Here is a 25,290-nt window from a genome sequence, read left to right as displayed (position 1 = left end):
TGAGGTCCGGTTGCGGAAGAGGGGGTGCGGTGGCGACAACAGCTGTGCGACGCGAGGCCGTCGGGTTGCGATCGAACCGGGGCCGTTTACTCGCCTCGCTGATGCTGTCGACCGGGTTGATCGCGCTCGACACGACGATTATCAACACCGCGATCCTCACGATCAGCGACCGCCTCGGCGGGTTCGCCCTTTTCCCGTGGGTGTTCTCGATTTACCTTCTCGTACAAGCGGTTACGGTGCCCATCTACGGCAAACTCGCCGACACGTTTGGGCGTAAACCGGTGATGCTCTTTGGGGTCGCGGTCTTCGCGCTCGGGTCGCTCCTGTGCGGGTTGGCATCAAATATGGTGGCACTCATCGTGTTTCGCGCGATTCAGGGAATTGGTGCGGGCGCGGTGCTGCCGATGACCGTCACGATCACCGGCGACGTGTATTCGCTTGAAGAACGCGCGCGGGTGCAGGGGTACATGGCGGGCGTCTGGGCAGGCGCGGCGGTGCTGGGGCCGCTAGTCGGTGGGATTCTGGTCGAATTCGTCGGGTGGCGTTCGATATTCCTCATCAACGTGCCGCTGTGCGCGGTCGCGGCGGTGATGATTGCGCGCAATCTGACCGAGACCACGCCGACCAGGCGGACCGGGCCAATCGACTTCCTCGGCGCGGGATTGCTGACTGTGGGCGCGGGCGCACTGCTGCTCGCGCTCCTCGAAGGCGGGCACGCGTGGGCGTGGACCTCAGCAACATCGGTATGGCTGTTCGTTCTCAGTTTCGCGATGATCTGCGCGTTCCTTCTTACTGAACTGCGCGCCGTGAATCCCCTTCTGCCGCTGCATCTTTTGTCACGAACGGTCGTCGCGACCGGGTGCGCGGTCTCGATGATGGTCGGCGCGCTCATCACCGGAATAACCGCGTACGTGCCCACCTTCACCCAGGGCGTACTTGGCGCTAGCGCGATGGTGGCTGGACTCACCATCGGCGCGGTGAGCATCGGCTGGCCGTTGACGTCGTCGCAGTCGGGAAAGATCTACCTGCGCATCGGTTTTCGCGCGTGCACGCTGATCGGCGGCGTGGTCAACGTCGCCGGGTGTGTCCTGCTCTGGGCGATGAGCGACAGCGTGGGCGCGCCGTGGCGAATCGCTTTGGCGTGCTTGATTATTGGCCTCGGACTTGGGCTTGTTTCGACGCCCAGTCTCATCGCCGCCCAGACCAGCTGCGAATGGGACGAGCGCGGCGTGGTGACGTCGTCGAACATGTTCGCGCGGTCCGTCGGTAGCGCGATCGGTGCGGCGGTCTTCGGCGCGATGGTGAACGCCCACCTGACCGACCCTGACCATCCGCAGCCCGCGGAACTGTCGTCAGGGATCACCACCGTTTTCTTGGCGATGACCGGGGCGGCAGTACTGACGATGCTCGCCACGGTCACGTTGCCTGGTAGGGCAGGGATGAAAGCTCAGCTCGCGCGTTCCTGACGCTGGCCGACCACCTCAACCACCTCATCGGCCGCGAATTCAACAACGCGACGCACGCGCGAGTGGGCGACCGGTGCCAGGTCGACCAGCACCGGCCCGCCGGGTGCCGACGGCGCGATCGCGATGATGCGATCTTGCAGGCCGTCGGGCCCCGGAACGCGGATGACGTCGCCCACCGCGAGCGCCGACGCGCGGATGCCACCTTCGCGCTCGGTGAGCACGCCCGCGACCGTGGTGCCACCCCGCGCGCCGAGCGACCGTTCCGCGATGGTCCACCACGGCGTCGCGTCGGTACTGGGCGAGGACACGCGGGCGTGCCACGCGAGCACCCGGTCGCGTTCCGCTTCGGCGGCCCGACGGGAATCGTGCACCGAAATATGCCGCGCGACCGGCGCGTTTCGCGGTTTCGACACCCCCGACGCACCGTCGACAACGAGCACCCAGCGGGCTGTCGCCGAGCTGTCGCGGGCGGCGGCAACGCGCTTGGCGAGCGCCTGACCGGGCGTGGCGCCAAGGGCGTCGACCACTTCGGCGATCGAGTCGACATAGCCGAGCGACCGCAGCAGTTCAGCCACAGCCAACTCCGACGTACCGACCTGCGGCGCGAGCACCGCCATCGGAGTGCGACGACGCCACCCGATGCGCACAATGTGCTCGTCGGTAGTGCGCCACAACCCGGAACCGGAATTGGCGTGCCGCTCCACGACAACGGCGAACCAATCCCATTCCGGTTCGGCCACCAGCCGAGCACGAAGGGACCGCTCGCGCGAACCGGCCGGTACGCTTTCTTCGGGCGGCACGAGGTTGCGCAACGCCGCCCGCACGGCCGATTCGGTGCGGCCCACCCGCCGCGCGGTTTCGGCAAGTTCGACCCCGGCGCGCAGATGGTCGACCAAAAGCCGGTATTCGGATTCGCGCCACGTGGTGCCGTGGTTGCGCGGTGGAAGTAATTCGCCGTAGCCGATGTTGTCGCTCATAACGTGCCCCGCTTATTCAAGAGTGTTCAACACCTTCAACGATAGCCCTGGGGTATGACACGAAATTGCTTCTCCGCCAACGCAACTTCAGGAGGCTCCGTCGATGAGCGCACTCGCCCTCTCGGTCCTCGATCTCGCACCCGTGCAGGCCGACGCCACCGCAACCGAGGCGCTCGCCGCGACAACCCGGTTCGCGCAAACCGTCGAACGGTTCGATTTCCTGCGGTTTTGGGTGGCCGAGCATCACAACATGCCGGGCATCGCGTCGTCGTCACCGCCGGTCGTGCTCGCGCATCTCGCATCGGCGACGAAGAAGATTCGGGTCGGGTCGGGCGGGGTGATGTTGCCCAATCACGCGCCGTTGGTCGTCGCCGAGCAGTTCGGGACGCTGGAATCGCTGTATCCGGGACGCATCGACCTCGGACTTGGGCGCGCGCCCGGCACCGACCCGGTGACCGCGCGGGCGTTGCGACGCGGGGCGCGCGGGGCTGGCGGCGACGAATTCCCGCAGGAACTCACCGAGTTGATCAGCTATTTTCGCGGGACAGCCGACACCGTCGCGAGCCCGGGTTACGGCGCTGAGCCCGAGATTTTCCTGCTCGGTTCGAGCGGGTACAGCGCGCAGGTGGCCGCGATTCTTGGGCTCGGGTTCGCCTTCGCCCACCACTTCTCCCCCGACAACACTCACGCGGCACTCAAGCTCTATCGCGACAATTTCCGGCCATCGGCCGAGTTGTCTGAGCCTTACGTGATCGTCGCTGTGTCGGCGATTACCGCCGAAACCGATGCTGCCGCAGACGAACTCGCGAAACCGCGTGACCTGGCGATGGCGAACTTGCGCTCGGGCCGTCCGCAAGCGCTTGCCACGCCAGCCCAAGCCGCCAGTTTCGGCGCGACACCCGAGGAACGCGCGTTTTCCGCGCATCGCAAAGCCGGGCAGTTGCAGGGCTCGCCGCAGACGGTAAGGGCGCAAGCCGCCGACTTGCTCGCGACGACCAAAGCCAACGAACTCATGATCAACACGATGATTTACAACATCGACGACCGCATACATTCACTCGAACTCACCCGCGACGCGGTGCTCGCCGCCGCCGACCCCACAGCCTAACCGCCCGCTGACCAGTATTCGACTCGCCTAGACTTGGGGTAGGGCTCGCCGTGCGGCGAGACGAAAGGCACGTCGTGGCTAAGGTTTTCGAGCGCATTGACGACAAACTGCGTGAATTCATCAGCGAGCAAGCAATGTTCTTCGTCGGGACAGCACCGTCGACCGGTGGGCACGTAAACGTTTCGCCGAAGGGGTATCGCGACACGTTCGCCGTCGTTGACGACACCACCGTCGCCTATCTCGACCTCTACGGCAGCGGCGCCGAAACCATCGCGCACTTACGTGACAACGGCCGCATCACCATTATGTTCTGTTCCTTCGACCGCAAGCCGCGCATCCTGCGGTTGCATGGCTCGGGGCGGATCGTCCGGCCCGACGACAACGGATTCGCTTCTCTGCGTGAGACTTTCGGCGACGACCATCCCGGCACGCGCGCGATCGTCGTTGTCGAGGTGGAACGGATTTCGGATTCGTGCGGGTGGTCGGTGCCGTCGATGGAATTGGTTGAGGAACGCTCAACGCTCGACGATGTGCATCGCACGCGCAAGGAAAGCGACTACGCGCGGATGGTCGCCGGGTCGAACGCCGAGAGCATCGACGGGCTGCCCGCGCTTGAGCCTGACCACCCGGTGCCTTCGCTCCCCGCCCCGGAGCCGTCGCCAGCCCGGTAGGGTGCGGCGGTGAACACCGGATCCGCCAGCTCGTTTTTCGACCATCTCCTCGCTGTCCAACCCGCGCCCGGCTGGCCGTTGCTGCTTGCCACCGCGTTCGGCGCGATTGTCCTTGTCGCTTATCGCCCGCTGTGGCGGCTCACACGCGCGGCCGTCACGGTGGTGCACGAGGGCGGGCACGCGTTCGTCGCGTTACTCAGTGGACGGCGGCTGCATTCGATCACCCTGCACACCGACACCTCAGGACTCACGGTGTCGAGCGGCAAACCCACTGGTCTTGGCATGATTTTGACGGCGGCAGCCGGGTATCCCGCGCCCGCGTTGCTTGGCCTCGCGTACGCGTGGTTGCTGAGCACCGGGCACGTCACGCTGATGCTGTGGGCCACGTTGGCGATGCTCGCCGCGGTGTTGATCAAGGTGCGCAATTTTTACGCGCTGCTGACCGTTGTTGTGCTCGGCGGGTTGGTTTTCGGCGTTTCGTGGTTCGGTGGGCCGATTTTGCAGGGCGCGTTCGCGTACTTGACCGCCTGGTTCTTGCTGGCGGCCGCGGTGCGCCCGGTGATCGAACTGCAGCGCGGGCGCAAGCGTGGGCGCGGCGATTCCGATGCTGATCAGCTCGCGCGGTTGACCCACTTACCGGCGCTGTTGTGGGTCACGGTGTTCGCGCTTGGGTGCCTCGTCGCTGCCGTTGTCGGTGCGTTTTTACTGGTCACGCCCGTTGCAGAGCTGCATCCGCTGGGTCAGGATTGGGGATGAGCGAGCTTCCACGCGTCGATGGCTTGGTTGGCGAGTTCGTTGGGCGAAACCATCGCGTCGAGGGTCACGCCGGGCTCGTCGGGTGACAGTGGTTGCAGCGCTTCGAGTTGCGAATCGAGCAGCAGTGCGGGCATGAAGTGGCCCATGCGGCTGGTCATGCGGCGCAGCAGTTCCTCGCGGGTGGCGGCGAGATGCACGAAGAACACGTCGGGCGCGATGGCGAGCACGCGCTCGCGGTAGTCGCGTCGCAGGGCCGAACAGGCGGCAACGCCGCCGGTGTGGTCGTGCTCGGCGAGCCATTCAGCGACGATCACCAGCCACGGATAGCGGTCCTCATCGGTGAGCGGAATCCCCGCCGCCATCTTCTCGATGTTGGCGGTGGGATGGAAGTCGTCGCCGTCGGCATAGGGCAGCCCGAGCCGTTCAGCGATGATCGCGCCCACCGTCGACTTCCCGCACCCGGACACACCCATCACTACGATTACGGGCTTCGCCACGCCAACTCTCCTCAATCCTGAACGACCCTTGGGCACACAAATGACCACGCCGCTGTCCAGCATTCCAGATACCGGCCCGCAATCGCGGGGAAGTCTTCGCGTCAGTCGAGGCGTCGCCGAACCTCAGCCGAGAACGTGGGCACTCCCGTCCGCTCCAGCACGTCGAGCAGTCCCTGGATGTGCTTCGGAGGACGCTTATGCTGGGCGACCTGTCGATGCAGCAACCGATAAATCTGCCCCGGTGCCAGATCCAGCATGTCCAGTAGAAAGGCGTCCGGGTGCATCGGCTCAGGAAAGCCCTCGCCAATGGGCCGAACACGAAAATCCTTGACATTGAAGGTTATGTAGTACGTCGGCGTTTCCTTGGAGCGCTGCCGCAAGAACGTGACGGTCCTTGGGATCGTTCTCCATGCGGTCGATTAACTGCGAATAGCCATCGACCATGGAATCGGGAAAGAAGGTTTGCAGGGTCGTGATCAGGCGGTCGACGCTGGCCGTTGCTCGTTCGTCAACGTGGCGCCTGCACAGGTTGCGCCTTGACTCTTCGAGGATGTGGGTCGACCACAGAGGTTGGATCAGGTCAGCTTCAGCCAGAGCACACATGTGTCGAGCAACACTCGCTGCATCAGCTCTGCCGCCCAGGGTTTTCGTCGTAGTTGTCAACGTCGTACAGACCTAGATCCTCGGAGATCTTGGTCAGCTCGGCCAAACCCAAGGTTCGTTCGGCACGTCGGTACTCTCGGTAGGCCAAGACGTCGGCCAGTCGAACCCGGCGATGGCGGCCAGGGCGCGTGTAGGGGATCGCGCCGTCATCCAATAGCTTCACAAAGGTCGGTCTGCTCATCCCCAGCAACTCCGCCGCCTCCTGGGTGGTCAGGGTGGTGTGCAGCGGCGCGACGGTGACAGCTTTGCCCTCGGCGAGTGCAATAGCGACTAGACGCAAACCCGCAAGCAATTCGGCAGGGAGTGTTATCAGCTCCCCATCGGGCGACGCCAACGTGGCTGACTCGCTCCGACCAAATCGAGTGTCGAGAAACGCGCGGACCTCAGCGAGTTGGTCCGGATGCTCGGGCAGCAGGGTGCGTTCCGGTAAGGCTTTAGTCACGATGCCTCCTCAGTCACCACAAGCGTCGCATACTTTCGAATTATTCGAAAGTATGCGACGAACGTTTTGGAACCCGCTCACACCGCCTTGCGGAGGCCCGCGTCTACCAAGACGTCGGTTCCTGTTGTGCTTGCTGAGCGCGGGGACGACAGTAGGACGACAACGTCGGCGATTTCTTGCGGGGTGATGAGGCGGCCGGTGGTCAGGTTCATCATCTCGGCCGCGCCGCCGTTGAGGACGGTGTCGCGGTCGGTGCCGGACGCGGCGGCGATCACGTCGGCCGCGCCGCCTTCCTCGGTCCACCACGGGGTCATCACCGGGCCCGGCGACACCGCGTTGACCCGGATGCCCTGCGGCCCGAATTCTTCGGAGAGCGCCTTCGTGAGGTTGCCGATGCCCGCTTTCGCGACCCCATAGTCGACGTTGATGTTGCTCGGCACGTGGGCCATCGTCGACGAGATGTTGACGATCGAACCGCCGCCGCGCGCCAGCATCGCCGGGATTACCGCGCGGATCGCGCGGACCGTCGCCATGATGTTGAAGTCCAGCATGGCGAGCCAGTCAGCGTCGGTAAGCGCGTTGAACGAGAAGCGCGGCAGGACAGCGCCCGGCGGCGGGCCGCCTGCGTTGTTGACCAAAATGTCGACGCCGCCGAAGCTGCGTTCGACCGCTTCCACCGCTTGAGCTGGCCCGTCCGGGGTCGTGAGATCGGTGGGGATGTGGAGGAATCGGTCACTCATGAGGTCGGTGACCTCGGGCGACGGTTTGCGTGAAACCACCGCTACGAGAGCACCTTCCGCGTGCAACGTGCGCGCGGTTGCGAGCCCAATGCCCTTCGACCCACCGGTGACGATCGCGATTTTGTTCTGCAATTGAAGGTCCATGACGAACAGCCTGCTGCGGTTCAAGCAGCACGGCTGGCGGGTTTCAGCCACCGCTGCCTGACCTCGGCGGCTACGTATCGTCAGGTCCGAAAGCCGCCAGTTGGAGGTGGAGGAGGGCGCGGTCGGCTGCCGACGAGAAGGACAATCCCGTGATCGACTCGATTCGGCGTAAGCGGTAGCGCAAGGTGTTGGGGTGGATCGCCAAGGCCGCTGCCGCGGTGCGGATGTCGCCGCATGCCGCGATGAATTGGGTTGCGGTCGTGCGGAATTCAGTGTGGTGCGTTCGGTCGTGGGTGTCTAACGTACGTACTCGCGGGTCGCGTAACGACGGGTCGTTGCGTATGGACGCGACTATTTCGCGCAGCAGCACCGCGGTGCGTGCGTCGGCCAACGTGGTGACACCCGCGCCTGGCGGCAACGTGGCGAGCACTCGGTCGACTTCGGCACGCGCGGCCGCCACGTCCGCCAAACCTGGGACGGGACAGGCGATTACCGCACTCATCGGGATCGAGCGGGTGGTGTCGAACTGGGTGACCAGACGGCGAAGCCAGGACGTGACGCTCTGCTCGCTCCGGTAGCCGGGCAGCAGGACGTAGACGCGGTCGCCTTCGGACTCGGTGAGCGAATCAGCGCGAAAAGCGCTCGCGTGCAAGCGAATTGTCGCAGCCAACGACGCATCAGCTGGCGGCGCGAACCCGATCACGGCCGCCGGACCGACCCGAGGCAGTTTCATCGCCGCCGCGATCGACGGCACATCCACGCTGTCGCCATCGAGACCGAAGAGACGGCGGGCGAGCAGCGATTCCGTCGACAACGCCTCCCGGCGGCACGCGATGATGCGAGCGGCGACCGAGGCCGCGCCACGGAGAATATCCTGGGCGTCGGCGCGCAACGGAGTCTCGGCTTCCTGCAGCCAGATCGTGCCGAGGGCGTCGGCAGTTCGGTTAGCGACGAAATCGCGGCGGATGCCAACAACGAGGCGGCGCCGCATGTCCATCTCCGGGTGCGGCGCGATGTCGACCACCTTGTCTGGCTCGCGCGCGAGCTGGTCGAACACTCCCCACTCGCGCAACACGCGCAGGTAGTCGCGCGGACCCTGGCGGCCGAGGATCGACCGCACCCGCAAGTCGTCGGCCGCGCCCGCCGACGCGGAGTACGCGAGCACCCGCGACGTCGGGTCCTCGATCGAAACAAGCCCACCCGTTTCGCGCGCGAGTTCTTGGGCGAGGTCGAACAGGCCGGTGTCGGCGATGTCGGCACCCCACTCAGCCGATCCAGCACCCGGCACCTGAACACCCATGCCGCCGAACCCACCCGTCATCGCGAAACCCCTGGTCGCGCCCAGCCCGTCGAACCCACTACCCATCACGCCCAACCCTTCCGAAACGGAACCCTTTGGCCGATCGAACCAAGCGCGAACCCTAGCTTTGTCCGATCCTCCGATTATGCGCCCTGATAAACGGAGTTGACTACGTCACATGGATGCCATCACCGGACCCCCACTTCCGGTCAACGAACCTGTCGGCACCTTCGCCGCTGGCACACCGGAACGCGCACGCCTCCATGCCGCCCTCGCCGACCTAGCGGCCAATCCCGTCGACATCCACAACGTGATCGGCGGACAACACACCCGAGGCCAGGGCGCGCTGACCACCGTCGTCCAACCCCATCGCCACGCCGCCACCCTCGGTACGTTCACCGAGGCGACGCACGCGGAGGCGCAGCAAGCCGTCGACGCCGCGAACGCAGCTGCCCCCGCCTGGCGCGCGATGTCCTTCGACGACCGCGCCGCGATCTTTCTCCGCGCCGCCGACCTCCTTGCCGGACCCTGGCGCGAACGCATCGCCGCCGCAACCATGCTCGGCCAATCCAAAACCGCCTACCAGGCCGAAATCGACGCGCCATGCGAACTCGTCGACTTCTGGCGATTCAACGTGGCCTTCGCCCGCCAGCTCATGGCCGAACAACCCATCTCCACGCGCGGCGTGTGGAATCGGATGGAATACCGTTCACTCGAAGGGTTCGTTTACGCGATCACGCCGTTCAATTTCACCGCCATCGCGGGCAATCTCCCGACCGCGCCCGCGCTCATGGGCAACACCGTCGTCTGGAAACCGTCGCCAACCCAGGCCGTCGCGGCCTACCTCACCATGCAATTGCTCGAAGCCGCTGGTCTGCCGCCGGGGGTGATCAACCTGGTCAACGGCCCTGGCCCGGCGATTTCGGACGTGGTTCTCAACGACCCGCGCCTGGCGGGCATCCACTTCACCGGTTCGACCGCCACGTTCCGCCACCTCTGGCAGTCGGTCGCCCAACGCCTCGACCGCTATCGCACGTACCCACGCCTTGTCGGCGAGACCGGCGGCAAGGATTTCGTGCTCGCTCACCCGTCGGCCAATCCCGACGTACTCACTACCGCTCTGCTGCGCGGCGCGTTCGACTACCAGGGGCAGAAGTGTTCGGCGGCCTCGCGCGCGTTCATTCCAAAGTCGGTGTGGCAGCACATGTCTGACGACTTCATCGAGAAGACAACGCAATTGCGTTACGGCGACGTCACCGACTTCACCAATTTTGGTGGCGCGCTCATCGACCAACGCGCCTTCGATCGCAACGTCGCCGCGCTCGAACGGGCAAAGGCCACACCGGCTTTGACGGTCGTCGCGGGCGGTCACAGTGACGATTCGCAAGGGTGGTTCATTGAACCCACCGTCATCGTCAGTGACGATCCGACCGACGAAGCGTTCAGCACCGAATACTTCGGCCCGATCCTGGCCGTGCACGTCTACGACGACGCGACCCCGACCGCGTTCGCCGACATCATGGACACCATCGACAACGGCGCGCCGTACGCGCTCACCGGTTCGTTCATCGCCGACGATCGCACCGCGATCGCCACCGCGACCGAGCGACTCTCCTTCACCGCGGGCAATTTCTACATCAACGACAAACCGTCGGGCGCGGTGGTCGGGCAACAGCCCTTCGGCGGCGGTCGCGCGTCCGGCACCAACGACAAAGCGGGCTCCCCACAAAACCTCCTGCGCTGGACCTCAGCGCGCACGATCAAGGAAACCTTCACTCCCCCAACGGATCACCGCTACCCGCATCAGGAGGCGTGATGACCACACTGCTGCGCACGTCGCTGCTGGCCGCCGCACGGTCGGACCGCATGCGCGAAGCGATCACGAAACAACGATTCACCCGAGGTGTCGTCGACCGGTTCGTCGCGGGAACAACAACGACCGACGCGCTAACCACAGCCGAAACCCTGCTCAGCACAGGACATTTCGTCAGCATCGACTTTCTCGGCGAAGACGTGACCGACGAAGCCACCGCACGCACCACCGTCGACCACTATCGCGAGCTCATCCACGCCCTCGCCGCACTCCCCTGGGCCCAGCACGGCACGGGAGCCGTTCGCCCCGTTGAGGTTTCGGTGAAATTGTCCGCGCTCGGTCAAGCCATCCCCGGGCACGGCAACGCGCTAGCGCAAGCAAACCTCACCGAACTGTGCCGCGAAGCCGAAGCGGCGGGCATCTGGGTGACTGTCGACGCCGAAAACCACACAACAACCGATTCCACGCTCCACATCGTGGGCGAGGTGAGAGCCGAATTCCCTTGGCTGGGCACGGTTTTGCAGGCCTATCTCCGCAGGACCGAAGACGACTGCCACGCCTTCGCCAGCCCCGGCTCGCGTATCCGGCTGTGCAAAGGTGCCTACGCCGAGCCCGAAGACCACGCCTTCCAAACACGCGCCGAAGTCGACGCTTCTTACCTGCGCTGCCTCGGTATCCTCGCGGCAGGCGCTGGCTACCCGATGGTCGCTTCGCACGACCCGGCCATCATCGCCACCGCCGCCGTCGCGATGACCGCCGCACACCGCAAGTCGACCGAATTCGAATACCAAATGCTCTACGGCATCCGCGCCGACGAACAGCGCCGCCTAGTCGACGAAGGCAACCCCGTGCGCGTCTACCTGCCGTACGGCACGCAGTGGTACGGGTACTTCATGCGCAGGTTGGCCGAACGCCCAGCCAACCTTGCCTTCTTTTTACGAGCGTTGAAGCCGACTAGATCGTCGCATCGGGCCGAACCAGCACTCGTTTGAGAATCTTGCCGGTCTCGCCGCGCGGCAACGACGGCAGGAAGGTCACGTCGCGCGGCACCGAAAACCGGCTCAGGCGATGGCGGATGTAGGTGCGCACCATGTCCGAATCCAGACCAGCGTCGTCGCGTCGAACGACGAAAGCCGCTAAGCGCTGGCCGAATTCGCGATCGGGCACGCCAACCACGGCAACCTCGCTGACCTGCGGTAGGTGCGCGAGTGCTTCCTCGACCGGGCGAGGGAAGACGTTCTCGCCGCCGGAAATAATCATCTCGTCGTCGCGGCCTTCGACAAACAACTGCCCGCCCGCGTCGAGATAACCGAGGTCGCCGGTGTCGAGCATGCCGTCGGCTTCCTCGGGCGGCGCGGAGTTCACGTACCCGTCGAAGAGCATGTGGTTGGCGACGAAAATATGGCCGACCGTGCCAACCGGAACCGGCCGCAGATCAGGACCGAGCACCGCGACACGTGTCCCGAGCGGTGGGCGACCTGCCGTGGTCGGGGCGACACGCAGTTCGTCGGGAGTGGCGACGCTCGCCCACGACACCTCGGTTGACCCGTAAACGTTGTAGAGGGTGTCCCCGAACACCTCAAGGAAGCGCAGCACCGTCGCACCGGAAAGTGGTGCGCCACAACTGATTACGAAGCGCAGGCTGCTCAAGTCGTATTGCGCGCGCACCTCGTCGGGCACGTCAAGTAGCCGTTCGACCATCGTCGGGACAACAAACAGCGTGGTGATGCGATGCTCGGCGATGCGACCAAGGCACGCGACCGCGTCGAACCCGTCGCCGAGCACGACCGTCGCCCGCAGCGCGGTGCACAACTGCAGCGCGGCCAGTCCCCACGTGTGAAAAAGCGGCGCGGGAATGAGCGCGATCTCCTCTACCCGGAGCGGGATACGCGACAGCAGCGCCGCGATGGTCGCGAATCCGCGCGCGTGCGGACGACGCGCGCCCTTCGGCGAACCGCTCGTACCCGAGGTGAGCACGATCAGGCGACCGGGATGGGTCGCGATCGGGAACTCGGCGGGCGCGGCGGCGATGCAGTCGTTAATAGTTGGGCGTTCAGGAACCGGTGGTCGCCCGTCGGTGTTGACGCGCGGGATGCTGGCATGCAGGTAGCGAATCAGCACCTCAAGCTCACCGTCGACATACACCGCGGCGAGCCGGTGTCGCTGCACGATTTCCTCGATGCGTCTGCCCGACAATCCCGCGTTGAGCAGTGCGACGTCGACGCCGAGCTTGCCTGCCGCGACCATCGTCTCGACCATGCCGACGTGATTACGGGCGAGCAGCCCGATCGCGTCGCCCGCGCGCAGCCCGCTGGCGTGCATCGCGGCGGCGAGTGCGCTGGATCGGGTGTCGATCTCGGCGAAGGTGCGCACGCCACCGCCCAAATCGATCACCGCGGGCGCGTCGGGCGTGAGCACCGCGCTCGCCGCATAGCCCCCGGCGAGGTTGAAGCCCCACTTTTGCAGCGTGCGGACCTGACGCATCATCGCGAACGGGTCGGCGCGAACCAGTCCGGTCGCGGCGATGCTGCGCGCGACGGCCGCGTTGCGCCGCAGCGGCGACCGTTCGGCATTCACGACCACCGAGGACCGCGTGCCCGAAAGCACGTCGGCGGTGCGTCGCAAGCCAGCCTTGACCCAGTCGGTCGCTGTCGCGTCGGGACGACCGTCGAGTGCGGGATGGATGCGCGCCACGCCGAAGAGGGTGATGTCGAGTCGCGTGCGGTCCTGATCGCCGCGCAGCCGCACGGCAACGTAGGAACCTAGCTCTGAGCAGCGCAGTTCGAAACTTTCATACCAGCGTCCAACGCTGAGGGTAAGTTCGATATCGCGGACGCCGGTGGCGGGCGACCCAGCTCTGACCTGCCACATCACCGTGCCGTCGGTACCCTCGACACGGGTGCAGCTGCCAATACCGGTGAACATGCGCGGATAACTTTCCGGATCGAGCAGCACGTCCCAGAGGGCTTGCCGCGCGATCGTGAATTCCGCGGTGACATCGATGACGTCGGTGACCAAGGTGTGTTGCTCTTCTCGTCGGTGAGTTCACGCTAAGAATCGGACAAGACGGGCGGTTTTGTCGCCGTTTCGCGGAACTTTGTTTTGTTGGCCCAGGGCTGTCCGTTGCGAATGTGAAACTCTCCAACTCCTTGCTTCGAGGCCAGGTATGCCGAAAGATTGCTAAGCAGTACCGACCGGATCCCACGGTTGCCGCCTCGTCGCGGCGACGACGAGCGAGAGGTGTGGACAACAATGACAGCCAGCTGGCCAGGTTCGATGGATTCCTTCGACGACATCTTCAACCGCTTTTTTGGCTCGGGAATGTCCGCGAAACCACCGGTACAACGGATCGACCTCGGCAGGCTGATGACCGAGAGCGCCAAGGAACTCGTCGCCGACGCGCGCCAAGCCGCCCAAGAATGGGGTAATCCGGAAATCACGCCCGAGCATTTGCTCTACGCCGCCGCCGAGAGCGAGCCGGGCCAGAGCATCTTGGAAGAGCTCGGCCTCGACCCGGAGATGGTCGCCGAGCAGATGCAGGATTACCTCGACACCGGTCACCCCAGCGATGAGGATTTGGCCGACATCACGCTCAGTCCGGCAACGAAATTGGCGCTACGCGCGGCCCAGCGTCAGGCCGCCCAGCAAGGAAGCAGCTACATCGGCCCGGAACACATTTTGCTCGGCATCGCCTCGCTGCCCGACAGCGTCGCCGCGCAGACCCTCGTTTCCGGCATCGACCGACGGCAGCAGAGCTCGCGCGCGGGGGGCGGCGCCAGCGCGCCGTCGGCACCGCAGGGTGGCGGCGCGCCGCAGCAGTCGCGTGGCCAGAAGACCAAGGGCGGCGGCAAGTCCGAAACGCCCACGCTCGACGAATACGGTCGCGACCTCACCGCCGAAGCGCGCGAAGGGCTCGTCGACCCGGTTGTTGGGCGCGCGCCCGAAATCGAGCAGACCATCGAAATTCTGTCGCGTCGCCGCAAGAACAACCCGGTCCTCATCGGCGACCCCGGCGTCGGTAAGACCGCGATTGTCGAAGGGCTCGCGCAGCGCATCGTCAACGGCGACGTGCCGTCCACGCTCACTGACCGTCGCGTGATCGCCCTCGACGTCGGTTCGCTCGTCGCGGGCAGCAAGTACCGCGGTGAGTTCGAAGAGCGCGTCACCAAGATCCTTGACGAGGTCAAGGCGCACAAGGACGAGATCGTGCTCTTCATCGACGAGCTGCACACCATCGTCGGCGCTGGCGGTGGCGGTGAGGGTTCGATGGACGCCGGTCAGCTGCTCAAGCCCGCACTCGCGCGCGGCGAACTGCACACCGTTGGTGCGACGACCATCGACGAATACCGCAAGTACATCGAAAAGGACGCCGCGCTTGAGCGTCGTTTCCAGCCGGTGATGGTCGACGAGCCGTCGGTGCTCGACACCATCGAAATCCTGCGCGGCCTGGTCGACGTATACGAGGAGCATCACCAGGTGCGCTACTCCGACGACTCGCTGGTCGCGGCCGCGCAGCTGTCGGATCGCTACATCACCGACCGGTTTATGCCCGACAAGGCCATCGACCTGGTCGACCAGGCGGGCGCGCGGGTGCGGCTGCGCTCGGGCACGCCGTCGCCGGACGTCAAGGCCAAGGAAGAAGCCCTTGCCGCGCTGCATCGCGAAAAGGACGCCGCCGTCGACCGTGACGATTTCGAAAAGGCCAAGGCGCTCAAGGCCGAAATCGCTAAGGCGGAAAAGGAATTCGAAGAGTCGGGCCTCGCGCGCAGCGAACCCGAGGTCGAGGTTGTCGACATCGCCGAGGTCGTTTCGCGCCAGACCGGCATCCCCGTCGCCGACCTGACCGCTGAGGAAAAGAAGCGCCTGCTCAAGCTTGAAGAGGTGCTGCACAAGCGGGTCGTCGGGCAAAACGAGGCGATTATCGCGGTGGCGGAAGCGGTTCGGCGTGCTCGCGCCGGGCTCAAGGATCCCAACCGGCCGATCGGGTCGTTCCTGTTCCTCGGGCCCACCGGTGTTGGTAAGACCGAGCTCGCAAAAGCGTTGGCGGAAGCCGTCTTTGGTGACGAGGACCGACTCATTCGCTTCGACATGAGCGAGTTCCAGGAGAAGCACACCGTGTCGCGTCTCGTTGGTGCGCCTCCCGGATACGTCGGCTACGACGACGCCGCGCAGCTCACCGACAAGGTACGCCGTCAGCCGTACTCGGTGATCTTGTTTGACGAGGTCGAAAAGGCGCACCCGGACGTGTTCAACGTCTTGTTGCAGCTGCTCGATGACGGTCGCGTCACCGATTCGAAGGGCCGCACGGTCGACTTCAAGAACACCATCGTGATCATGACGTCGAACATCGGCTCCGACATCATCCTCGCGGCCCCTCCCGGCGACCTCGACGGCATCATCCCGCAGCTCGAAGAGCGGCTGCGTGCGCACTTCCGGCCCGAATTCCTTAACCGTATCGATGAGCAGATCGTGTTCCATCGCCTCGACAAGGAACAGCTTGAGCAGATCGTCACGCTCATCCTCGACCGCACTAAGCGCATGTTGGGCGGCCAGGACATCGAGATGGACATCTCGAAGGCGGCCATCGACTGGATCGGCGAGCGCGGTTTCCAGCCCGAGTGGGGTGCGCGCCCGCTGCGCAGGACCGTGCAGAAGGAGCTCGACAACCGCCTGTCGCGGATGTTGCTCGATGGCGCGTTGACGCCGGGCGAGACGGTCAAGGTCGACGTGCATGACGACGATCTGGTCTTCACCGCCGACAACGGCACGACCAAGATCACCGACACGATCGCCGAACCCGCCACCTCAGAGAAGGCGGAGTCGAATGGGGCGTCGGCGAAGAAGACCGACACAACCAAGAAGGCGACGAAGAAGCCGGGCAGCGGAAAGAAGCTGGCCGACAAGTAGTTTCGCGTGAACTCAAGGCCCGGTCGCTGGTGAGCGGCCGGGCCTTCGCGCGGCTTAGCCGCCGGTGACCACGCAGGAGTAACCGAATAGGAATCCGCGACCCACCTGCACGGTTTGGCTAGCGGCGACGCCGTCTTGCACGGCGGTCATGGTGTGGGAGCCCTCGTAGCTGGGCACCCACCCCAGGCGCGCGATGCCGTCGGTCGGGGCGACCACCGCGAGCAGCGTTCCGTTGTCGTAGAACGCGACCGGGTCGATGCCGACGCTCAACCGGGCGAGCAGTTGGTGGAAGCAGCCGACGCCGTAGTTCGTCGACGAGCCGACGCTGATGTTGGCCTGCACGGTCAACTGCGAAACGCCTGCCGATGCGGGCGGTGCGAACGCCGCGACCGTGGCGCAACCGGCGGCAACGGCTAGCGCGAATCTGGAATAACTCATCTCTCACGTCCTCGAGCAGCACGGGCCGACCGAACGCGCGAGGTCGGCGAATGGGTCCCCATCGTCACACGCCGAGCACGGGACGCACTCGAAATCGGCCGAGTGTCCCGGGATCGGCACGGACCCGCCGCTCAGCGCGCGGGAATCGCGCTACTAGAAACTCTCCGGCACCGGCAAGGGCGGGGTGCGCGGGAATTCCACCGGCAACGCGGCAAGCGAGCGATGGAACGGGCCGGGCCGCCACACCAATTCCTCGGCAGGCACGGCGAGGCGCAGTTCCGGCAACGCGTCGAGCAGCTGGTCGATCGCGTCTTGGACGATCAGATACGCGACCGAACGCGCGGGACACCCATGCGGGCCCGCGCTCCACGCCAGGTGCGCACGGTTGTCGAGCATGTCGCGCCCAGCGATCGCCGGGTCGTTGTTGCACGCCGACATGCTGATGACGACAGGTTCGTTAGCGGGCAACCACATGCCGTCGATGAGCATGGGTCGAATCGGATACGTCATGCAGAAATTCGCCAAGGGCGGGTCGGTGAAGAGCACTTCGTCGAGCGCGTCGCGGGTAGAAAGGCTGCCGCCCAACAGATTTCCGGCGAAGCGGTCGTCGGTGAGCATCAGTCGCAGCGTGTTGACGACGAGGTTGAGCATCGGTTCGATGCCCGCGCCGTAGAGCACGAGCAGTTGATGCACCATCTCCTCATCCGACAGCGCGGCCGGGTGATGTAGCAGGCGGGTCGCGACGTCGTCGCCGGGCTCGGCTTGACGCAGCATCACCAGGGCGTGCAGCGCGCTCGCGAGCAGGTTGTTGCCCGCTTCGGCGTCGTTGCCTTCAAAGATTTGCGCCATGCCCTGGGCGACCTGCGCGCCGATCTCGGGCGTGCAACCGAGCATGCGGTTGAGCGTCTGGAAGACGAGCGGAAAAGCGTACTGGCTCAACAGATCTGCCGAGCCGGTCGCGCAGAAGGTGTTGATGAGCCCGATGGCGTATTGCTCGACGATGCCGTGCATCGCATATAGATCAACGCCCGCGATGCCAGCGACATTCGCCTGCCGATACCGCGTGTGTTCGGCCCCGGTTGTCCGCAGCGCGGCAGGCCGGAATTGCAACATCGGCAGGACGGGGCAGTCGGCGGGGATGTTGCGTTCCCATTCGCGCGGGTCGGCGGGAAAGTGCTCGGGATCGTTGAGAATCCGCACCGCGGTCGCGTAACCGATCACCAATGTCGCGTTGATGCCAGGCGAAAGTTCAACCGGCACAACGGAACCGAAGCGTTTGCGCATGTCGCGGTAGGCCGACTGCGGGTCGGCGGCGAACTCGGCCGAATACATCGAAACGCGATCACCGAGGACGTGCGTACTCACCGAAGAACCGCTTCCTGACGACGAAACAGAAACTCCGCCAACGTGATCAGCGCACGCAGGCCATGTTCGCGGCGGCGCGCGTCGACGGCGATCACCGGCGTGCCCGGCGCGAGGTCGAGTGCTTCCCGGACTTCGTCGAGCGGGTAGCGGCGAAATCCTTCAAACTCGTTGACCGCCACCGCATAACCAACGCCGCGCTCTTCCAGCGCGGACAGGATTTCATCGGCGGCTTCGATGCGCCGGGTATCGACGAGAACGAGCGCGCCGAGCGCACCCCGCGCTAGTTCGCTCCACAGCGGCGCGAACCGCTGCTGGCCCGGAGTGCCGAAAAGGTAAAGGGCCAGTTCCGGATTGAGCGTGAGCCGCCCAAAATCCATCGCGACCGTGGTCGACGATTTCGTGCCGAGGCCGGCCAAATCATCAACCCCGATGCTGGCCTCGGTGATGGTTTCCTCGGTGCGCAGGGGTTTGATCTCGGAAACGCTAGAGACGAACGTGGTCTTGCCAACCCCGAAATTGCCCGCGACCAAAATTTTGACCGATCGCGTCACCGACTCGGGGACGTAGTCGATATCAGCCGGCGATGGCGCGAAGCCCATGCAGAACCTCCTTGATCAACGCCAGTTCCGGCTTCACCTCAATGGTGTTGCGGCACTGGAGATGACCACTGTCAAGCAGATCAGCGACGATGATCTTGCACACCGACGCGGGCAGATCTAAGTAAGCGGATAACTCCGCGATCGACAGCGCGCCGCGCTTGCTGGAAAGCAGCAGCAGTCGTCGTTCGTCGGGTCGATGGTCGGGGCGCGGTTCGGCGACCGCGCGCACCAGGGTGACTAAGTCAAGGTCGCGCGACGCGCGGGTGCGGCCACCCGCGCGCACGTACGACCGGACGAGGTCGGGATCGCGACGGCTCATCAGTTGCCACCGCGGCGTGGGGCGGCACCGAGTTCGTGGCCGACGCGGCCAGCGAGTTCGTTCATCCGATGCGCGACGAGCGCGACGTCGACCTCCATCGTTGTCGCGACGCCGAGCAGTGCGCCTTGACCGGCGGCGGTGATCATCAGCATGCCCTCGTCATACTCAGTGATGTTCTGCCGCACCGCGTTTGCCGGTCCCCCGCAGAATTCGGCGAGGGCTTTGCCTAGCGAACGCAGCCCCGACGCGGCGGCCGCGAAGCGTTCAGCGTCGTCTTTGCTGATGTCGTGGGAGTGCGCGATCCGCAGGCCGTCCTCGGATAACAACACCGCGAATCGGACGCCGGGGAGCGCGAGATCCTCCAGTAACCACGCCAATCGGTTGGTGCTGTCGGCCACCGGTGTGCTCATCGACTGTTCCCTTCCGTGCTTGCCTGCGCGGCGGCCGCTCGTCCGCTACGCGAGCCGCTGTACCAGGCAGCGGCGAGTTCGGGCCGCCCAGACGCGGTTTCGCTTGGCGAACGGTCGTCGGAGGCGGTGCTGACGTGCGCGGTTGCTGGCGCGACGGCGCGGCGACGCCGTTTCGGCAGGCCACCGCTGGTGATCTCGTGTACTTCGGCACCTTCGTTGTCGTCGGGGGCGACCCGAACGGGAACGGGGTGATGCGCTGGGGCGGTGAGCTCGGGTTCGGGTAGGCGAGGCGCGGCACCGCTGACGAGCAGCGCCGACGGCACGTACACCATCGCGCGCATGCCGCCGTAGATGTTGGGCCCGTCGATGTGGACGGAGAAGCCGTATCGCTTGGCCAGCGCCGCGATGCCGGGGAAACCGACCTTGGGTGCTGGGCCGAGGTCGTGAATGTCGACCGCGCGGCCGCCGGTGAGGATGGCGCGGGCGTCGTCGAGTTGTTCGGGACTCATCCGCATGCCAGCGTCGTCGACGATCACCGTGACGCCGTGATGGCCTTCTTGGAAACCAACTTCCACGAACGACGACGGCGGCGAGTAGCGCAGCGCGTTGTCGAGCAGGGTAGCGATGGTGTGCACGAGCGGTTCGACCGCGCGCGGCTGATGACGACGCGGTCGCATTGCGCTGACCGGACCCGCACGAAGTCGCGCACGCGGCCCGTCGCGCCGCCGACCACGTCGGTGAGCGACTGCTGCGGCCAACGTCGACCGGGCAGACCGCCCGAGACGATCACATACGACTGGGCTTGGCGGATCATCTGCTGGACGGTGTGGTCGAGGCGACTGAGCGTTTCGTAGACGGCGTCGTCGCGGTGCTCGCGCAGGGCCGAGCTGAGTGTCTGGCCGAGGTCAGTGCCCAGGCTGACGAGCGAGGTGCCGAACGAGCGAACCGCCGCGCTTGTCGCAGCGCGAGACGCGGCCGACAGTTCAGCGCGGGCTCCTTCGGCGGCGGTCGCGGCGTCGATGCGTGCCTGTTCGGCGGTGGCGGCGACTTCGGCGCGCGCCTGCTGTGTGGAGGCGGCCAATTCGGCGCGCACGCTTTCCACCGCCGCCGCGACATCGGCTTGTCTGCGTTGTTCGGCGTAGCGTTCGACGGTCGCGCGGGTGTCGTCGGCGATGGCCCGCAAATCTTCAGCATAAGTCGACGCGATCCACCGCACCGACTGACCAAACGCGGTTTGGGCGAGCTCGCCGGGCAGGTCGATGAGGACCGACGGAACCTCGTGTTGGCGAACCGCTTCGGTGATGTTGGGCAGCGTGGTCTGCGCCAACGCGGTGACCACCTGCTCGTAGGTGGCGCGTTCGCGCACCGCGAGCTCGGCGCGCATCCGCTGTTGGCGCTCATTGCGCATCGCGAAAACCGCGACACCCATGGCGAGTACAAGCAGTGGCGCACCGATGATGAGCAACAGCACCGCGATTCCTGCGTTCATCGGATCTTTCGTCGTTGTTTCGCCGGACTGCTGGAACCTTCGGTCCCAGTGACCCGGCAAGATTAACAGCACCTTGCGAACTAGCGAAGTGGATCTGGCAGGTAATCCACCTAATTCCGGCCTGTTTGAGCCACGGCCAACTGAGGCCGAATTATACTGCCGCGCTATTTTCCGTAGCTCATGTGATGGTGGATTCCCCGATGGCGTTACGATCGCGACCGTGGCGAAACTCAAGCTCTCCGTCAATGTCCCCGTCGCTCCTGACGTGGCGTGGGCGCACGCGTCCGATCTGCCTCAGCTGGGCGAGTGGCTCACCATTCATGAGGCGTGGCGCGGCACGCTGCCCGACGGGCTTACCCCGGGCACGGTTTTGGTTGGCATCGCGCGGGTGAAGGGCTTCCGCAACAAGGTCACCTGGACGGTCCGCACGGCGGAACCGCCGCGCAAGTTGACGCTCACCGGCGCTGGCATCGGCGGCACGAAGTTCGGGCTCAGCATGCTGGTTGAACCCAGCGGCACCGGTTCGAAGGTGACCGTTGACATGGATCTGGGCGGCGCTCCGCTGTTCGGGCCGATCGGGTCGGCTGTCGCGAAGACGTTGCGTGGGGATATCGAGCGGTCGTTGGAGAACTTCGTCAAGCTGTACGGATAGGGATATCGAAAAGGCCCGGGCGCGAAGGACATTCGCACCCGGGGCCTTTTGTGTTGCTTAGGCGTGGACCGACACCGCCGCGTCGACCGGCGCCTTCGGCTTGCTGCGTGGCAGGAAGAGCGCCGGAATGAGCGTGAGTGCCGCCAATGCCAGTGCTACCCAATAGGTGTGGCTGAATGCTTCGGCGGCGTAGTCGAGACCCTGACTGATCACGGACGGCGGAACCTTCTGTGCCACTTCAGGATTGAAGTTCGACGCGATACCAACCTCGGTTTCCGGGTGCTCCTTGAGCTGGTGGGCCAACACAACCGACATCGTCGCGGTGCCGATCGACGCTGCCGTCTGGTTGATGATGTTCATCAGCGTGGAACCACGCGCCACCTGGCCGTGCGTGAGGGTTTGGATCGCGGCGGTCATCACCGGCATCATCGTGCATCCCATGCCGAGGCCCATCACGAACAGCGCGCCCGCGATCCACCAGTACGACGTGTCGGCTTCCAGCACCGTGAACCCGGCGAGACCAAGGGTGATGAAGCTGACGCCAAACAGCACGATCTTGCCGGGGCCGATCTTGTCGACGAGGAAGCCCGCGACTGGCATCGTCAGCATCGCGCCAATACCCTGCGGGGCCATCAACAGACCTGCTTCGAGCGCGGTCTCGCCACGCACTTGCTGCAGGTAGTTGGGCAACAGGAAGCCAGCGCCGAAGAACGCGGTCGCGAACAGCGACATCGTGATCACGGCCCAGCGCAGCGACGGGTTGCGGAACAGGTGCAGGTCGATAAGCGGGTGCTTGGTCCGCAGCGCGTGCAGGACGAACGCGGTGAGCAAGATGATGCCGATCGCGGCGGGCACGAGCACGCGCGCCGACTTCACCGTGCCCATTTCGGGGATGGACGAGACACCGAAGAGGAAAAGGGCGAGGCCGGGCGAAGCGAGCAGCATGCCGAGGAAATCGAAGGATTCCGACGGTTTCGGCTTGTCGGAGGGGAAAACGATCCAGGCGAGCGCGACGGCGAGAATGCCGAGCGGCACGTTGATAAGGAAGATCCAGTGCCAGCTGAACGCGTCGATGAGCCAGCCGCCGAGGATTGGCCCGCAGATCGGACCGAGCAGCATCGGGACGCCGAGCACGGCCATCACGCGACCGATGCGCTGCGGGCCTGCCGCGTGGGTCATGATCGTCATGCCGAGCGGCATGAGCATGCCACCGCCGAGCCCCTGGATTACGCGGAAGGCGATGAGCGACTCGATGTTCCATGCGGTCGAACAGAGCGCCGAGCCGAGCACGAACAGCACGAGCGCCATGATGTAGAGGCGTTTGGTGCCGAAACGGTCGGCGGCCCAGCCGGTCAGCGGGATCACCGACGCCAGCGCGAGCGTGTAGCCGGTCATCGTCCAGGCGACGACTTCGACCGAGGAGTGGAAAACCTCCATAAAGGTCGGGATCGCGACGGTGACGACGGTGATGTCGAGGATCGACATCACCGCGCCGAGCACGACAACGCCAGCGACCTTGAAGACGGCGGCGTCGAGTTTGTCGGTACTTGGATCGGACACAGCTGTCCCACTATCCGGAGGATTAGTCACCGGTTAAGCCAAGCACTTTCGGTTGCGAAAGACCAGAGGTGTTCACCGTTCGTGACGATCTAGAGGTAGTTACTTGATGGCTAACCGGGCGGTCCGGGCTGCTTCCGCCGATGCGGGCAGCAGCGGAAGCCGGACATGCGGTGTCGCGATCTCGTTGCGCGCGGCGAGGACCGCTTTGATGACCGTCGGGTTGGGTTCGGCGAAGGCGGCCTTTGCCAGCGGGTCGAGTTGGTGATGCAGGGCGCGACCGGTGGCGAAGTCGCCGGTGAGCCACGCGTTGATCATCGTCGCGTAGGTGGCGGGCGCGAGGTTGGCGACAGCGGCGATAGCGCCTTGCGCGCCGAGCGCGAGCAGGGGCGCGATGAAGCGGTCGTCGCCGGAGAGGACCTGGGCTGACGTTTGCGCCGCCATCAGTTCGACCGTCGCGTTGTCGATGCCGCCCACCGCGTGCTTGAACCCGACGACGTTGGGAATTTCGGCGATGGTGCGCAGGGTGGTTCCGCTCAGCGTCAGGCCGGTGCGATGCGGGACGTGGTAGACGATTAGCGGGAATTCGCTTGCGGTGGCGAGGTTTTCGAAGTGGGCGATGACGCCTTCTTCGCTTGGTCGGGTGTAATACGGGACCACCGCGAGCACCGCGCTGACCGACGGGCTGAGCGCGGCGATGTCGCTGATGGACTGCGCGGTCGCGTTGCCGCCCGCGCCGACGATCAGCTGCGCATGGCGTTCGGCGCAGATTTCAGCGCAGATCGTGCGGACTTCGGCGCGTTCGGCAGCGGTGAGCGTTGCCGGTTCGCCGGTGGTGCCGAGGGCGACGAGACCTGCCGCGCCGCTGTCGAGCATGCGGCGTGCGTGGGCTTCGAGGGACGCGGTGTCGAGCGCGCCCGTTTCGGTGAAGGGGGTGATCAGTGGGACATAGAGGCCGCGCAACGTGGTCATGTCTTGGAGCTTGGCCTCGTTGATGCGTTAGGTCTAGTTCACGTTGATGATGCTGAACGTAAGCTGAACTGATGCTCGATGTGCGAAAGCTGCGGTTGCTGCGCGAACTGGCCCATCGCGGGACGATCGCGGCGGTGGCCGACGCGCTCACGTACACCCCGTCAGCGGTCTCGCAGCAACTGTCGGCGTTGGAGCGCGAAGCCGGGGTCGCGCTGTTGTCGCGGACGGGTCGACGGGTGGAGTTGACCGCTGCCGGTCGCCTTTTGGTTGACCACACCGAGGCGGTGCTTGTCGCGTTAGAGCGTGCCGAAGCCGAGCTTGCACGGGCGCGCACGGAGCTACTTGGCGTGGTTCGCATCGGCGCTTTCCAGACGGCATTGCCGACGTTGGTCGCGCCCGCATTGGCGCGATTGTGCGCGGAGCATCCGGGGATTGAGGTGCGGGTGCTGGAAATCGACCCGGCTGACGTGGTTGAGGCGGTGCGCGCGGGCGCGGTCGACGTGGCATTGACCCACGATTACGACCTGATCCCGACAGTGGACGACCCGGCGATCCGCACGGAACCGTTGCATACGGAGACGGTGTATTTGGCGACGACGGGCGGGGCGAGGATGTCGCTGGCATTTGGCGACGATCGGGCGGCTGCGGAGTTTGCGACGACGAATCCCGTTGCCGCCCTGCGCAATACCCCGTGGATCGCGGCGACACCAGGAACGCTCTGCCACACCGCGACGCTACGTGCTTGCGCGGCAGCGGGTTTCGTCCCGCGCATCCGCCACCACACCGACGACTTCGCCACGGTACTCGCCCTGGTAGCGGCAGGCGCGGGCGTGGCAATCGTCCCGTCCCTTGCCGTGTCGACCCCACCCGCAACGGTGACATTGACGCCACTACCAACCCGCCGCTACACCCGCTTGGCGTACCGAGACGGCAGCGAGTCCCACCCCGTCCTGGCCGCAACAACGGCGTCCCTACACCTGTCCGCGGCAGCGATCCCGAATTAGG

At 65.3% G+C, this 25,290-nt stretch carries 26 protein-coding genes; 9 read left to right on the top strand and 17 right to left on the bottom strand.

What is annotated here, in order from left to right; all coding sequences use genetic code 11:
- Positions 1-29 precede the first annotated feature (29 nt).
- Positions 30-1,466 carry an MFS transporter gene (locus IEX78_RS00570; RefSeq protein ID WP_229683613.1) on the top strand — a complete coding sequence of 479 codons (1,437 nt, stop codon included), beginning with the start codon at positions 30-32 and terminating at the stop codon, positions 1,464-1,466.
- Here the strand turns inward: IEX78_RS00570 and IEX78_RS00565 are convergent.
- A complete protein-coding gene (locus tag IEX78_RS00565) occupies positions 1,448-2,443 on the bottom strand; it encodes a hypothetical protein (protein ID WP_188826729.1) in 996 nt (331 codons plus the stop codon). The two genes, IEX78_RS00570 and IEX78_RS00565, sit on opposite strands and share 19 nt — an antisense overlap.
- 103 nt (positions 2,444-2,546) lie before the next feature.
- On the opposite strand from IEX78_RS00565, the gene IEX78_RS00560 reads away from it, so the two are divergent.
- The 3 genes from IEX78_RS00560 to IEX78_RS00550 all read left to right on the top strand — a co-directional run bounded on the left by IEX78_RS00560 (position 2,547) and on the right by IEX78_RS00550 (position 4,978).
- Positions 2,547-3,551: an LLM class flavin-dependent oxidoreductase gene (locus IEX78_RS00560; RefSeq protein ID WP_188826728.1), complete on the top strand. Its 1,005-nt coding sequence runs from the start codon at positions 2,547-2,549 to the stop codon at positions 3,549-3,551.
- A gap of 74 nt (positions 3,552-3,625) precedes the next feature.
- Entirely contained in the window at positions 3,626-4,222 is a 597-nt protein-coding gene (locus tag IEX78_RS00555; RefSeq protein WP_188826727.1) for a pyridoxamine 5'-phosphate oxidase family protein, read from the top strand.
- Positions 4,223-4,231: 9 nt separating this feature from the next.
- Positions 4,232-4,978: a M50 family metallopeptidase gene (locus tag IEX78_RS00550; protein WP_188826726.1), complete on the top strand. Its 747-nt coding sequence runs from the start codon at positions 4,232-4,234 to the stop codon at positions 4,976-4,978.
- Here the strand turns inward: IEX78_RS00550 and IEX78_RS00545 are convergent.
- From IEX78_RS00545 to IEX78_RS00525, 6 genes are all read right to left on the bottom strand, one after another.
- Positions 4,963-5,451 (bottom strand): gluconokinase, encoded by a 489-nt coding sequence (locus IEX78_RS00545; RefSeq protein ID WP_188828141.1) that lies wholly within the window; start codon positions 5,449-5,451, stop codon positions 4,963-4,965. The two genes, IEX78_RS00550 and IEX78_RS00545, sit on opposite strands and share 16 nt — an antisense overlap.
- Positions 5,452-5,576: 125 nt before the next feature.
- Entirely contained in the window at positions 5,577-5,855 is a 279-nt protein-coding gene (locus IEX78_RS24040) for a VapC50 family PIN domain-containing toxin (RefSeq protein ID WP_229683612.1), read from the bottom strand.
- Positions 5,764-6,078, bottom strand: coding sequence for a PIN domain-containing protein (locus IEX78_RS24675; RefSeq protein WP_373291507.1), 315 nt, complete (start codon positions 6,076-6,078; stop codon positions 5,764-5,766). The genes IEX78_RS24040 and IEX78_RS24675 overlap by 92 nt, the downstream gene beginning before the upstream one ends.
- Positions 6,079-6,100: 22 nt before the next feature.
- The gene (locus IEX78_RS00535) at positions 6,101-6,580 is read right to left on the bottom strand and encodes a helix-turn-helix domain-containing protein (RefSeq protein WP_188826725.1); all 480 of its coding nucleotides are present in this window, start codon (positions 6,578-6,580) and stop codon (positions 6,101-6,103) included.
- Positions 6,581-6,657: 77 nt separating this feature from the next.
- A complete protein-coding gene (locus IEX78_RS00530) occupies positions 6,658-7,464 on the bottom strand; it encodes an SDR family NAD(P)-dependent oxidoreductase (protein ID WP_188826724.1) in 807 nt (268 codons plus the stop codon).
- 70 nt (positions 7,465-7,534) lie between these two features.
- Positions 7,535-8,830, bottom strand: coding sequence for a PucR family transcriptional regulator (locus tag IEX78_RS00525; protein ID WP_188826723.1), 1,296 nt, complete (start codon positions 8,828-8,830; stop codon positions 7,535-7,537).
- Between the two features lie 112 nt (positions 8,831-8,942).
- On the opposite strand from IEX78_RS00525, the gene pruA reads away from it, so the two are divergent.
- Both pruA and IEX78_RS00515 read left to right on the top strand, forming a co-directional pair.
- Complete coding sequence (gene pruA / locus IEX78_RS00520; RefSeq protein WP_188826722.1) at positions 8,943-10,580, top strand: L-glutamate gamma-semialdehyde dehydrogenase; 1,638 nt, start codon at positions 8,943-8,945, stop codon at positions 10,578-10,580.
- Positions 10,580-11,569 carry a proline dehydrogenase family protein gene (locus IEX78_RS00515; RefSeq protein ID WP_188826721.1) on the top strand — a complete coding sequence of 330 codons (990 nt, stop codon included), beginning with the start codon at positions 10,580-10,582 and terminating at the stop codon, positions 11,567-11,569. Before pruA ends, IEX78_RS00515 begins: the two co-directional genes overlap by 1 nt.
- Here the strand turns inward: IEX78_RS00515 and IEX78_RS00510 are convergent.
- Positions 11,532-13,595: an AMP-binding protein gene (locus IEX78_RS00510; protein WP_188826720.1), complete on the bottom strand. Its 2,064-nt coding sequence runs from the start codon at positions 13,593-13,595 to the stop codon at positions 11,532-11,534. The genes IEX78_RS00515 and IEX78_RS00510 overlap by 38 nt on opposite strands.
- Before the next feature lie 234 nt (positions 13,596-13,829).
- Between IEX78_RS00510 and IEX78_RS00505 the strand changes: the two genes are divergently transcribed.
- The gene (locus tag IEX78_RS00505; RefSeq protein ID WP_188826719.1) at positions 13,830-16,484 is read left to right on the top strand and encodes an ATP-dependent Clp protease ATP-binding subunit; all 2,655 of its coding nucleotides are present in this window, start codon (positions 13,830-13,832) and stop codon (positions 16,482-16,484) included.
- A gap of 54 nt (positions 16,485-16,538) precedes the next feature.
- Here the strand turns inward: IEX78_RS00505 and IEX78_RS00500 are convergent, their stop codons facing one another.
- The 7 genes from IEX78_RS00500 to IEX78_RS24030 all read right to left on the bottom strand — a co-directional run bounded on the left by IEX78_RS00500 (position 16,539) and on the right by IEX78_RS24030 (position 21,104).
- The gene (locus IEX78_RS00500; RefSeq protein WP_188826718.1) at positions 16,539-16,922 is read right to left on the bottom strand and encodes a hypothetical protein; all 384 of its coding nucleotides are present in this window, start codon (positions 16,920-16,922) and stop codon (positions 16,539-16,541) included.
- A 153-nt stretch (positions 16,923-17,075) separates the two neighbouring features.
- Positions 17,076-18,254 carry a cytochrome P450 gene (locus IEX78_RS00495; RefSeq protein WP_188828140.1) on the bottom strand — a complete coding sequence of 393 codons (1,179 nt, stop codon included), beginning with the start codon at positions 18,252-18,254 and terminating at the stop codon, positions 17,076-17,078.
- A 29-nt stretch (positions 18,255-18,283) separates the two neighbouring features.
- A complete protein-coding gene (locus IEX78_RS00490; RefSeq protein ID WP_188826717.1) occupies positions 18,284-18,886 on the bottom strand; it encodes a GTP-binding protein in 603 nt (200 codons plus the stop codon).
- Positions 18,861-19,205 carry a DUF742 domain-containing protein gene (locus IEX78_RS00485; protein WP_188826716.1) on the bottom strand — a complete coding sequence of 115 codons (345 nt, stop codon included), beginning with the start codon at positions 19,203-19,205 and terminating at the stop codon, positions 18,861-18,863. The genes IEX78_RS00490 and IEX78_RS00485 overlap by 26 nt, the downstream gene beginning before the upstream one ends.
- Positions 19,205-19,615 (bottom strand): roadblock/LC7 domain-containing protein, encoded by a 411-nt coding sequence (locus IEX78_RS00480; RefSeq protein WP_188826715.1) that lies wholly within the window; start codon positions 19,613-19,615, stop codon positions 19,205-19,207. Before IEX78_RS00480 ends, IEX78_RS00485 begins: the two co-directional genes overlap by 1 nt.
- Positions 19,612-20,151: a hypothetical protein gene (locus tag IEX78_RS24035; protein ID WP_229683611.1), complete on the bottom strand. Its 540-nt coding sequence runs from the start codon at positions 20,149-20,151 to the stop codon at positions 19,612-19,614. The genes IEX78_RS00480 and IEX78_RS24035 overlap by 4 nt, the downstream gene beginning before the upstream one ends.
- Entirely contained in the window at positions 20,148-21,104 is a 957-nt protein-coding gene (locus IEX78_RS24030) for a hypothetical protein (protein ID WP_229683610.1), read from the bottom strand. Before IEX78_RS24030 ends, IEX78_RS24035 begins: the two co-directional genes overlap by 4 nt.
- 220 nt (positions 21,105-21,324) lie before the next feature.
- Between IEX78_RS24030 and IEX78_RS00470 the strand changes: the two genes are divergently transcribed.
- Positions 21,325-21,756 carry a type II toxin-antitoxin system Rv0910 family toxin gene (locus IEX78_RS00470; RefSeq protein ID WP_188826714.1) on the top strand — a complete coding sequence of 144 codons (432 nt, stop codon included), beginning with the start codon at positions 21,325-21,327 and terminating at the stop codon, positions 21,754-21,756.
- Positions 21,757-21,813: 57 nt separating this feature from the next.
- Here the strand turns inward: IEX78_RS00470 and IEX78_RS00465 are convergent, their stop codons facing one another.
- Entirely contained in the window at positions 21,814-23,346 is a 1,533-nt protein-coding gene (locus IEX78_RS00465) for a DHA2 family efflux MFS transporter permease subunit (RefSeq protein WP_188826713.1), read from the bottom strand.
- 69 nt (positions 23,347-23,415) lie between these two features.
- Complete coding sequence (dapA, locus tag IEX78_RS00460) at positions 23,416-24,285, bottom strand: 4-hydroxy-tetrahydrodipicolinate synthase (RefSeq protein ID WP_188826712.1); 870 nt, start codon at positions 24,283-24,285, stop codon at positions 23,416-23,418.
- Between the two features lie 71 nt (positions 24,286-24,356).
- Here dapA and IEX78_RS00455 point away from each other — a divergent pair, with 71 nt between their 5' ends.
- Complete coding sequence (locus IEX78_RS00455) at positions 24,357-25,289, top strand: LysR family transcriptional regulator (protein ID WP_188826711.1); 933 nt, start codon at positions 24,357-24,359, stop codon at positions 25,287-25,289.
- The last annotated feature ends 1 nt before the right edge of the window (position 25,290 follow it).

The organism is Nocardia camponoti (assembly GCF_014646135.1).
GTDB classification, from domain to species: Bacteria; Actinomycetota; Actinomycetes; order Mycobacteriales; family Mycobacteriaceae; genus Nocardia; species Nocardia camponoti.
Note: the sequence above shows the minus strand (reverse complement) of the source record. Positions and strands in the feature narration are given on the sequence as shown.